This window comes from Tsukamurella sp. M9C, from assembly GCF_020169415.1.
Classification (GTDB): domain Bacteria; phylum Actinomycetota; class Actinomycetes; order Mycobacteriales; family Mycobacteriaceae; genus Tsukamurella.
In genome coordinates, this window is record NZ_JAIULG010000007.1 from 106,074 (window position 1) to 115,209 (window position 9,136).

13 protein-coding genes are annotated in these 9,136 nt (G+C 71.8%); 9 read left to right on the plus strand and 4 right to left on the minus strand.

The window, feature by feature from the left end; translation table 11 throughout:
* The first annotated feature begins 63 nt into the window (after positions 1-63).
* The 6 genes from LB823_RS06285 (at position 64) to LB823_RS06310 (ending at position 4,248) form a co-directional block, all read left to right on the plus strand.
* Positions 64-747 carry a type 1 glutamine amidotransferase domain-containing protein gene (locus LB823_RS06285; RefSeq protein WP_224645907.1) on the plus strand — a complete coding sequence of 228 codons (684 nt, stop codon included), beginning with the start codon at positions 64-66 and terminating at the stop codon, positions 745-747.
* Between the two features lie 106 nt (positions 748-853).
* A complete protein-coding gene (locus tag LB823_RS06290) occupies positions 854-1,336 on the plus strand; it encodes a nuclear transport factor 2 family protein (protein WP_224645908.1) in 483 nt (160 codons plus the stop codon).
* An 83-nt stretch (positions 1,337-1,419) separates the two neighbouring features.
* Positions 1,420-1,797 (plus strand): YciI family protein, encoded by a 378-nt coding sequence (locus tag LB823_RS06295; RefSeq protein ID WP_224645909.1) that lies wholly within the window; start codon positions 1,420-1,422, stop codon positions 1,795-1,797.
* Positions 1,797-2,984, plus strand: a complete 1,188-nt coding sequence (locus LB823_RS06300; protein ID WP_224645910.1) for an RNA polymerase sigma factor — start codon at positions 1,797-1,799, stop codon at positions 2,982-2,984. The genes LB823_RS06295 and LB823_RS06300 overlap by 1 nt, the downstream gene beginning before the upstream one ends.
* Before the next feature lie 36 nt (positions 2,985-3,020).
* Positions 3,021-3,581, plus strand: coding sequence for a DUF1707 domain-containing protein (locus tag LB823_RS06305; protein ID WP_224645911.1), 561 nt, complete (start codon positions 3,021-3,023; stop codon positions 3,579-3,581).
* 43 nt (positions 3,582-3,624) lie between these two features.
* On the plus strand, positions 3,625-4,248 hold the full coding sequence (locus tag LB823_RS06310) for a maleylpyruvate isomerase family mycothiol-dependent enzyme (protein ID WP_224645912.1): 624 nt from the start codon (positions 3,625-3,627) through the stop codon (positions 4,246-4,248).
* A gap of 3 nt (positions 4,249-4,251) precedes the next feature.
* On the opposite strand, the gene LB823_RS06315 is transcribed toward LB823_RS06310, so the two are convergent.
* Genes LB823_RS06315 through LB823_RS06325 form a run of 3 tightly spaced genes read right to left on the minus strand, consistent with a single transcriptional unit; the run spans position 4,252 to position 6,162 of the window.
* Positions 4,252-4,716: a hypothetical protein gene (locus tag LB823_RS06315; RefSeq protein WP_224645913.1), complete on the minus strand. Its 465-nt coding sequence runs from the start codon at positions 4,714-4,716 to the stop codon at positions 4,252-4,254.
* 26 nt (positions 4,717-4,742) lie between these two features.
* Positions 4,743-5,480 (minus strand): Clp protease N-terminal domain-containing protein, encoded by a 738-nt coding sequence (locus LB823_RS06320; protein WP_224645914.1) that lies wholly within the window; start codon positions 5,478-5,480, stop codon positions 4,743-4,745.
* A 52-nt stretch (positions 5,481-5,532) separates the two neighbouring features.
* The gene (locus LB823_RS06325; protein ID WP_224645915.1) at positions 5,533-6,162 is read right to left on the minus strand and encodes an NAD(P)H-dependent oxidoreductase; all 630 of its coding nucleotides are present in this window, start codon (positions 6,160-6,162) and stop codon (positions 5,533-5,535) included.
* Between the two features lie 9 nt (positions 6,163-6,171).
* Here LB823_RS06325 and LB823_RS06330 point away from each other — a divergent pair, with 9 nt between their 5' ends.
* The gene (locus LB823_RS06330; protein WP_224645916.1) at positions 6,172-6,579 is read left to right on the plus strand and encodes a MerR family transcriptional regulator; all 408 of its coding nucleotides are present in this window, start codon (positions 6,172-6,174) and stop codon (positions 6,577-6,579) included.
* Here LB823_RS06330 and LB823_RS06335 read toward each other — a convergent pair.
* The gene (locus LB823_RS06335) at positions 6,569-6,922 is read right to left on the minus strand and encodes a Fe-S protein (RefSeq protein WP_224645917.1); all 354 of its coding nucleotides are present in this window, start codon (positions 6,920-6,922) and stop codon (positions 6,569-6,571) included. The genes LB823_RS06330 and LB823_RS06335 overlap by 11 nt on opposite strands.
* Positions 6,923-7,013: 91 nt before the next feature.
* Between LB823_RS06335 and LB823_RS06340 the strand changes: the two genes are divergently transcribed.
* Together LB823_RS06340 and LB823_RS06345 are read left to right on the plus strand one after the other, a co-directional pair.
* Positions 7,014-8,207 carry an NAD(P)/FAD-dependent oxidoreductase gene (locus LB823_RS06340; protein WP_224645918.1) on the plus strand — a complete coding sequence of 398 codons (1,194 nt, stop codon included), beginning with the start codon at positions 7,014-7,016 and terminating at the stop codon, positions 8,205-8,207.
* Between the two features lie 8 nt (positions 8,208-8,215).
* Positions 8,216-9,136 (plus strand): DUF5995 family protein (locus LB823_RS06345; RefSeq protein WP_224645919.1); only part of this gene is annotated, 921 nt, incomplete at its 3' end.

Here is a 9,136-nt window from a genome sequence, read left to right on the forward strand (position 1 = left end):
GTTGATGCACATATCAGTTGTGATACCGTTCAGTTGTCGCGCAAACCAACTGAGGAGTACGTCATGAGCCGCATCCTGGTCGTCACCACCAGCGTCCCGTCCTACGCCGTGAGCGGCCGCCGCACCGGCCTCTGGCTCGGCGAGCTGACCCATTTCGTCGATGCCGTCGAGGCCGCGGGCCACAGCACCGTCATCGCCAGCATCGAGGGCGGCTTCGTCCCCATCGACCCGGAGTCCCTCAGCCACGAGGTGCTCGCGCAGGGCGGCACGCGCGCCCGCTACGACGACCCCGCCTTCATGGACCGCCTGCGGAACACGCCCTCGCTCCGGGACGTCGACGCCGCCGACTTCGACGCGATCTACCTCACCGGCGGCCACGGCGTCATGTTCGACTTCCCGACCGACGAGCGCCTCGCGGCCCTGCTCCGCGACTTCGACGCGGCGGGCAAGGTCGTCTCCGCTGTCTGTCACGGCACCGCCGGGCTCCTCGGCGCCACGAAGGCCGACGGTGCGCCGCTGATCGCCGGCCTGCGCATCGCGGGCTTCTCCTGGAACGAGGAGGTGCTGGCGGGGCTGGATTCGATCGTCCCGTTCAACCTCGAGGAGCGGATCGCCGCGCTTGGCGCCACCTACGTGCAGGCCGACGAGGCGTGGTCCCCGTTCGCCGTCACCGACGGCACCGTCGTGACCGGCCAGAACCCGGCCAGCGCGCACCCTGTGGCTGAGGCGGTTCTGAAGCTCCTCTGATCGCGAACCGGGTACCGGCGGTACCCCCGAACGGAAGCATCTGGGCATAACCGGACGAACCGCACAGGATGGACTCATCAGTCGCACCGAACGAAAGGTCTCCATGATGTTCCGCACCACCAGTCGCCGCCCGGCGCTCGTCGTCGCCACCGTCGCCGCCGCGATCGCGCTCGCCGGGTGCGGGGCGAGCTCGAACGAGGCCGGTCAGACCTCGACCGGGGCGGCCTCCGTCGCCGCTGCGTCCTCCGCATCGCCGACGGCCGGGCGGATCCAGATGGACCCGGTCACCAAGGCCTTCGTCGACGCGTGGAACAACCGGGATGCCACCGCCATGGTCAATCTGTTCACCGCCGACGGGGTCCTGGTCGACGACACGCGCACATTCCGCGGCCACGACGAGATCCGCACCTTCGCCGAGCCCGAGGTCACCGGTTACACGATCGAGGTGCTCACGGTGGAGGAGCGTCGCGCTGACGGTCAGAAGATCCTGGTCGAGGTGAACCGCAACTCGGGCGGCGGCTTCAAGGCAACCTTCGACTTCACCATCGCCGACGGCAGGATCCCGCGCGCGAACCTGCAGTACGCCTGATCGGCACGCCCTGTCGATTCCGCGTCGCCTCGATCGTCATCACTGTGCCCGCCCCTGGGGCAGAGTGGATACGAGGAGGAACCATGCACTACGCACTGCTGATCAACAACGCCGAACCCGACGAGGGCGACATCGCGGAGGAGGCCTTCCTGCAGATGCAGCGGGCCATGGCGGACTACACCGCCGCTCTGCAGGCCGCGGGCGTGCTCATCGGCGCCGAGATCCTGGAACCGCAGGCGAAGACGGTCACCGTCACCCGCCGCGACGGCGACCTGACGATCCAGGACGGCCCGTTCGCCGACACCCGCGAGGCGCTCGCCGGCGTCTTCCTGCTCGACGTCCCGGACCAGGACGCGGCCCTGGCCTGGGCTGAGAAGCACCCCGCCACCCAGTACGCGGTGATCGAGGTCCGCAAGGTCGCCGCAGCCTGCGACGAGGGCATCTGGAACGCCGAGGACTGATGGCCGGGGACGCCGAGGTGCGGGCGGAGAACGCCGCCCGCACCTCGTACGGCAGGCTCCTCGCGCTGCTCGCGACCCGCACCCACGACCTCGCAGCCGCCGAGGACGCCCTGGCGGACGCCTTCGAGCGGGCGCTGACGCAATGGCCGGTCGACGGGACGCCCGACGATCCGGACGCGTGGCTGCTCACCGTGGCGAGGAACCGCCAGCGCGACCGGTGGAAGTCCGCGGCGGAGCGTCGCTCGCTGCCCTTCGACGAGGCGGCGCACGACGCCGCGGCGCCGGGCGAGAGCCCCGACCGACGGCTCGAACTGCTCCTCGTCTGCGCGCACCCGGCCGTCGCGGGCGCGAGCGTGCCGCTCATGCTCAACACCGTCCTGGGCTTCACCGCCGAGCAGATCGGCGCTGCCCTGCTGGTCCCGACGGCGACCATGGCCGCCCGCCTGACGCGGGCGAAGAAGCGCATCGAGCGCGAGCGGATCCCGTTCGCGGTCCCCGAGGTGGACGCGCTCGCGGGCCGCCTCGGGCCCGTCCTCGAAGCCGTGTACGGCTCGTACTCGATCGAATGGCCCACCCCGCCGCGCGAGCGCCATGCACTCCTCCTCGGGCTGGCCGGGACCATCGCCGAGTCGGCCCCGACGGTCGCGGAGGCGCACGGCCTGGCCGCCCTGATGTACCTCTCCAGCGCCCGGCTGCCCGCCCGTGTCGACGAGGACGGGCGCTACATCCCGCTGCCGCTGCAGGATCCGCGGCGCTGGGACCGTGACCTCATCGCCGCCGGGCACCGGCACCTGCGGGTGGCGCACGCGCTCGGCACGGTCGGACGGTTCCAGCTGGAAGCGGCGATCGGGGCTGTGCACTGCGCCCGCCGCCCGGGCGAGGCATCGGACTGGGCGAACCTGCGGCGCCTCTACGACGCACTCGTCGCCCTGGCGCCCACGCGCGGTGCGGCCGTCGCGCGGGCCGCCGTCATCGCCGAGACCGACGGTGCGCGTGCGGGACTGGAGGCGCTGGACCTCCTCGACGGCGTGGAGCGACTGCAACCCGCGTGGGCCGTCCGCGCGTCCCTGCTCGACCGCCTCGGCGAGCCCGCAGCCGATGCCGCCTACGCCAAGGCGATCTCGATCACCACCGATCCGGCCGAACGCGAGTACCTGGCCCGGCGCGCCCGCGGCACCGGTCGATAGCGGCGGAATCCGGGCGCAATCGCTAGGGTCGGGCGCATGGCGGACAGCGATGGGATCCGGGTGGGCGACCCCGAACGACAGCGGGCCGTCGAACTGCTCGGGGAGGCGATGGCCACCGGCTACCTCACCGTCGAGGAGTTCGACCAACGCACGCACGCGGCCTACGCCGCCGCGAATCGCGGTGAGCTGCAGGCGCTGGTGAACGACCTGCCGATCCGCGAGCGACTCTTCCCCACGGTGCCGGACGTCGCGGACCGGCCCGTGGAGGTGCTCGACCTGGAATGGACGACGGTGCACCGCAAGGGCGTGTGGACCGTGCCCGCGCGCCTGCGCATCACGGGCTCGACGGGCACCGCGAAGATCGACTTCCGCAACGCCGACTTCCCCTACGGCGGGGTCGAGATCGACGTCCAGGTCTCGTGGAGCACGCTGAAGCTGCACCTGACGCCGACGATGCGGGTCGACGCCACCGGTGTCGACTACTCGGGGTGGAGCTCGCTCAAGGACAAGGCCGGGCCGGCGGACGGCGCGGCGGGGCCGCTCCTGGTGCTGCGCGGCTCGGCTTCGGCGGGGAGCAGCATCCAACTTCGCCGGTGAGGCCCTGGATTTCCCGCTACGGTGAGCGGGACGAAGGAGTCGCATGTCCGATGTCTGGCAACTGGTCCACGCGGAGCGCCGCGCCCTGATCGCCTTCCTCGAGGGCGTCGACGATGCGCGTTGGGACACGCCCTCGCTGTGTCCGGGGTGGCGCGTGCGCGACGTCGTCGCCCACCAGATCTCCACCGCGGACACCACGCGCCTGGGTTTCATCAAGGGAATGATCCTGGCCCGCTTCGATTTCGACAGGGACAACCAGAGCGGCGTCGACCGCGAGCTGGGACCGGCGGCGCAGATGCTGGACCGGTACCGCTCGCTCGTCGACCGCACCTCGGGCCCGCCCGCGCCGCTCGACACCCGGCTCGTCGAGGCCGTCGTGCACGGCGAGGACATCCGCCGGCCGCTCGGCGCCGTCGGCGACTATCCGGCGGAGGCGGTCGAACGGGCCCTGCGGCTGCAGGCCCGCACCGGGAAGGGCATGGGCGGAGCGAAGGAGCACATCGCCGGACTGCGGCTGCGCGCCACCGACGCGGACGTCACGCTCGGCGACGGCCCCGAAGTCACCGGTCCGCTGCTCGCCTTGTTGCTCGCCGTGAGCGGGCGCACCGTCGCCCTGGGGGAACTGAGCGGGGAGGGCCTGCCCACCCTCGCGGAACGGGTCTCCTGACGCTCAGCGCGGCGGTGTGATCGTGATCAACGCGTCGATGCGGGTGATGAGGCACGTGCTGCGCGGGATCCGGAAGTCCTCGTCCGTGGGCGCGTCCACGACGCGCTGCCCGGCGATGCGCACGGGCACGATGAATCGGTAGTTCAGCAGGTCACGGTCGCCGCCGGGCGCGACGGTGCGCGCCGTGACCCGCGGCGCGTCCATGATCGAGTACTGCAGGTGCCGGTCGAGATCCCCGCGCAACTGGTCCCCGGAGAAGCCCGTCTGCAGGCCGTTCTCGAAGCGGACGGCGTTCGGCGCGAAGGGGACCGCGCCGGCTTTGGTGCGATCGCCGAGCGCCGCGAGGTAGGCGTCGGCGGCCGCGAGCTGGCGTGCCGGCGTGCAGGTCGCCGCCGTGGCGGGCGCTGCGAGTGAGGCGGCCGCGACGGCGGGGATCAGGGCGGGCACGAGGCGGGCGAGGACGGCCATGCGCTCACAGTAGCGGCGCCGCTGCGTCATTCCGGGTTGTACGCCGAAAGCACCTCGCGCACCGCGGCGTCGATCGTCGCGTGATCCACGCCGCGCTCGGCCAGGAAGACCGCGCCGGGGCCGGTGCCCTCCGCCAGGATGCCGAGCAGGATGTGCTCGGTGCCGACGTAGTTGTGGCCCAGTCGGAGCGCCTCGCGCAGCACCATCTCGACGGCCTTCTTCGCCGCGGGCGAGAAGGGGATGAGCTCCGGGCTCTCCTCGGTGTCCGTCGTCGAGATCTGTCGGTGCAGGACGGCTTCCGTGATCGCCTCCTCCGTGATCCCCCGGCCGAGGAGTAGGCGGGCAGCGATGCCCTCGGGCTCGCGGAACAGTCCCAGCAGCATGTGGTCCGTGTCGATCGTCGGGCTCCCTGCCTCGCGCGCCTCGTCCTGCGCCGCCACGACGACGCTCCGTGCCCGCGGCGTGAACCGCGAGTAGGGCGAGCCGGTCGCGTCGATGAGCGCCGACGGGTCGATGCTCGGCGGCGCCGAGCGCTGCTGCGCGGCCTGCTTCGTCATCCCCATGGACTCGCCGATCGAGGTCCAGGTGGCGCCGCTGCGCCGCGCCTGGTCGACGAAGTGTCCGACGAGGTGGTCGGCGGTCTCGCCGAGGTGCGCCGCGACGGCGACGGCATCGCCGAGGTGGGCGAGCGCGTCGCCGTCCGGGTGGAGCGCGTGGACGGTGCGGATGAGGGCGTCGAGGCTGACGGGATCGTTCTGAGGCATGCGTCAAGCATGAGTTGACGCGGCGTGGTTGTCAACCATTGATTGACGACGATCAGGCGGCGGCACCGTCGGCGATGCGCGCGGCGACCGACGCGGCGGCGTCCTCGGCCGCGACCTCGCGGGCGCGATGCCGATCCGGATCGTCCGATTCCCCGTCGCCCAGCAGGAACAGCCCGGAATCCTCCGCGCCCATGTAGTTCGCGAGGCCGTCGACCAGCTGGGCGTTCATGCCGTCGAGGTAGCCGTGCTTGCGGTAGGTGGACTCGCCGACGGCGCCGATCGGGAAGAAGTACAGGCGCTTCGGCGCCGCGAGCTCGGCACCGGAGTTCGTGTCGTCGTACGCCCAGTCGCGGGTGAAGACGCGGTCGACCCAGCCCTTGAGCGGGCCGGGCAGGCCCCACCAGTACACCGGAAAGACGACGGCGATCGCGTCGAACTCCTCCAGTCGGCGCTGCTCGGCCCGCACGTCCGCGGGGACGACGGTGCGGTCGCGGTACGCCGCGTGGTCGGCCGAACCGAAGGTCGGGTCGAAGCCGGCGGCGAGGACGTCGTGCCGCTCGACCTCGGCGTACCCGCCGCGGAGCAGGCCGCGGGCCACGGCGGCGGCGGTGGAGGCGGTGGCGGAGTCGGCATCGGGGTGGGCGGTCACCACGAGCGCGCGGAGCTGCTGCTGATTCGTCATACTGAGAGCATGAACTCTGACACCAGTGTCATGGTCAAGCCCGGGCTGCGGATGCGTGACCTGTGTGCCCGCACCGGCACCACGCCCCGCATGATCCGGCACTACGAGAAGACGGGGATCCTCGCGCCGGGGCGCGAGTCGAACGGCTATCGGGTGTTCACCGAGGAGGACGTGCGCACCGTCGCCGATGCGCGGTGTCTCATCGAGGCCGGGTTGTCGGCCACGGAGACGGCGGAGTTGGTGGGCATCGTCTGCGGCGAGGGCGACGCCCCGCCGGCGGAGTTGGACGCGGCGCTGGTCCGTATCGGCGAGCGTCGCACCGTGCTCGACGAGCGGATCGCGCAGCTCGTCGCCGCGAAGGAAAAGCTCGACGAGCTCCGCGACTACGTCCACGACATCCGAGGCGTCACCAGATGACGGCGAGCCCCGCGGCGGTCAGTGACAGCAGGCCCGCGGCGTAGAACATCCCGCGCGGGACGGCCTCGCCGGTGCGCTTCTGTCGTGCGCTGCCCATGCCGAGCAGGCCGCCGAGGACGAGCAGGATGAGCAGCTTGATCCCGATCTTGGGATAGTTCAGCTCGATTCCCGCGGGCCAGGGCGCGGCCAGAGCGAGGCCGGTGACGAGCGAGACCAGCAGCCCGTAGTCCATGACGCGCTCGAACCGGAACCGTCCCGCGGCCGCGGAGGCAACCCAGCCGCCGAAGGTGACGGCGAAGCCCACGATGTGCACCAGAACTATTACGTTGCGTAGTACTTCCATGGTCTGAGCGTAGCGAACCGGACGAATCGTGCACCCGATACGGCGATTCGAGGGGTTCCCCTCGTCGGCGGACGGGGCTACGGTCGAGGGCATGGGTGCGATCGTCATCGTCGGAGCAGGACTGGCGGCCGCGAAAGCGGCCGAGGCGCTACGGGATCTGGGCCACGACGGCCCGATCACGGTGATCGGCGCCGAATCCCATCCGCCCTACGAGCGACCCCCGCTGTCGAAGGACTACCTGCAGGGCAAGGCCGAGCGCGACAGCGTCTTCACCTTCGACGCCGCCTGGTACGCCGACCACGACGTCACCGTGCGGACCGGCGTCCGCGCCACCGCCCTCGACCGGGAGGCGCGCACCGTCGGCCTGGACACGGGGGAGTCGCTGCCCTACGAGCACCTGGTGCTGGCAACGGGATCCCGCGCGCGACCGCTGCCCGGGGCCGACGGGGTGCACTACCTCCGCACCCTCGACGACAGTGACGCGCTGCGGGAAGTGTTCGAGAAGGGCGGGCGGCTCGGCGTCGTGGGCGGCGGGTGGATCGGTCTCGAGGCGGCCGCCGCAGCCCGCGGGGCCGGCCTGGAGGTCACCGTCGTCGAACCCGCCGAGCAGCCGCTGCTCGGCGCCCTCGGCCCCGAGCTCGGCAAGGTCTTCGCGGACCTGCACCGCAGCCACGGCGTGGACCTGCGCACCGGCACCGGCGTGCGGGCCGTGGAGCCCGGCGGCCGGGGGCTGGTCCTCGAGGACGGGACCACGATCGAGACCGACGCCGTGCTCGTCGGGATCGGCGCGATGCCGAACATCGAACTCGCCGAGGCCGCCGGCCTCGAGACCGCCGAGGGCGGCGTGGCCGTCGACGCCGGGCTGCGCACCTCCGACCCGCACGTCTTCGCCGTCGGCGACATCGCCGCTGCCGAGAACCCGACGGTGGGCCGGCGCGTGCGCGTCGAGCACTGGGCCAACGCCCTCAACCAGCCGCGCGTGGCCGCCGCCAACATCCTCGGCGGATCCGAGGTCTACGACCGCCTCCCGTACTTCTTCACCGACCAGTACCAGCTGGGCATGGAGTACCTCGGCCTGTCCACCGGCTACGACGACGTGGTGATCCGCGGCGACCTGGACGCCCTCGAGTTCGTCGCCTTCTGGCTGGCGAAGGGACGCGTTCTGGCCGGTATGAACGTGAACGTGTGGGACGTGGGCGATGATGTGCGTGCGCTGATCACGTCCCGCCGGGTGGTCGACGCCGCCCGTCTCGCGGATCCCGGCGTACCGCTCGCGGAGGTCTAGTACGCATGATGCCCCGACGGTCGGCGCGGGTCGCCGGCACGATCGCCGCTGCCCTGGTCACCGTCGCGCTGGTCTCCGCCCCGCCGTCGAGCGCGGCACCGTCGCCCTACTGCGGCACCGCGCTGACGCCCGCGGAGAACAAGCGCATCATCGCGCTGTCCGATCCGGCCGCACTGCCCACGGAGCCGACCTTCGCCGGCCTCGACGACCTGACTGTGCGCCAGCGCGGCATCGCCGACATCCTCGGCGCCCACAGAGACCGACGGGGACTGTTCGGCGTCGGCATGGACGGCGTCATCCGCGATGCGGTGACCCCGACGCAGCGCAACGAGGCCGGGCTCGACGACCCGCGGTACGCCAAGTCCCTGTCCATCGACCTGGTCAGCCGCTACCTGAAGGCCGTCCACGCGCAGTGGACCGGCGGCGCCGTGCAGCAGTGGTGGGGCAACTACTTCCGGCTGGCCGCGCGGTGCGAACTGCCGCCCGGGCGGGTGGCGATGGCGGGCTACAACGCGCACATCACCGTCGACCTCGCGTACACGGTCGCGCACTCCCGCAGCACACCCGCGAACGCGCTCGACTTCTACCGCATCGTCGACTCGATCGCGAAGAACGGCAACGTGATCCCCGAGCGCAGCAAGCGGATCTACGGCGCCGACCTGTGGGGCCTGTGGACCTTCTACTTCTTCGGCCAGGGGCTCGACCGGATCGTCGGCGCGGGCGTCGCATCGAACCTGATGCTGCGCGCCGCCGACGACGGCTACAACACCCTCACCTTCGCCAACGGCCTCGCGCTGCAGAACCCCGCCGTGCGGCCCGCCACGGAGGGCGCGATCCTCGCGCTGTGGCAGACGGGCGAGATCGCCTTCGACGTCCTCTCCGGGCTCGGCGGCCTCGGCACCCCCGTCACCCCGGCGCCGAACCCGGAG

What these genes read in the sequence shown, in the direction of transcription:
- LB823_RS06295 (WP_224645909.1), top strand. Translation starts at nt 1,420, where the DNA reads ATGCACTACGCACTGCTGATCAACAACGCCGAACCCGACGAGGGCGAC.
- LB823_RS06285 (WP_224645907.1), top strand. Translation starts at nt 64, where the DNA reads ATGAGCCGCATCCTGGTCGTCACCACCAGCGTCCCGTCCTACGCCGTG.
- LB823_RS06315 (WP_224645913.1), bottom strand. Translation starts at nt 4,716, where the DNA reads ATGGCCGTCCTCGCCCGCCTCGTGCCCGCCCTGATCCCCGCCGTCGCG.
- LB823_RS06320 (WP_224645914.1), bottom strand. Translation starts at nt 5,480, where the DNA reads ATGCCTCAGAACGATCCCGTCAGCCTCGACGCCCTCATCCGCACCGTC.
- LB823_RS06335 (WP_224645917.1), bottom strand. Translation starts at nt 6,922, where the DNA reads ATGGAAGTACTACGCAACGTAATAGTTCTGGTGCACATCGTGGGCTTC.
- LB823_RS06330 (WP_224645916.1), top strand. Translation starts at nt 6,172, where the DNA reads ATGAACTCTGACACCAGTGTCATGGTCAAGCCCGGGCTGCGGATGCGT.
- LB823_RS06290 (WP_224645908.1), top strand. Translation starts at nt 854, where the DNA reads ATGTTCCGCACCACCAGTCGCCGCCCGGCGCTCGTCGTCGCCACCGTC.
- LB823_RS06300 (WP_224645910.1), top strand. Translation starts at nt 1,797, where the DNA reads ATGGCCGGGGACGCCGAGGTGCGGGCGGAGAACGCCGCCCGCACCTCG.
- LB823_RS06340 (WP_224645918.1), top strand. Translation starts at nt 7,014, where the DNA reads ATGGGTGCGATCGTCATCGTCGGAGCAGGACTGGCGGCCGCGAAAGCG.
- LB823_RS06325 (WP_224645915.1), bottom strand. Translation starts at nt 6,162, where the DNA reads ATGACGAATCAGCAGCAGCTCCGCGCGCTCGTGGTGACCGCCCACCCC.
- LB823_RS06305 (WP_224645911.1), top strand. Translation starts at nt 3,021, where the DNA reads ATGGCGGACAGCGATGGGATCCGGGTGGGCGACCCCGAACGACAGCGG.
- LB823_RS06310 (WP_224645912.1), top strand. Translation starts at nt 3,625, where the DNA reads ATGTCCGATGTCTGGCAACTGGTCCACGCGGAGCGCCGCGCCCTGATC.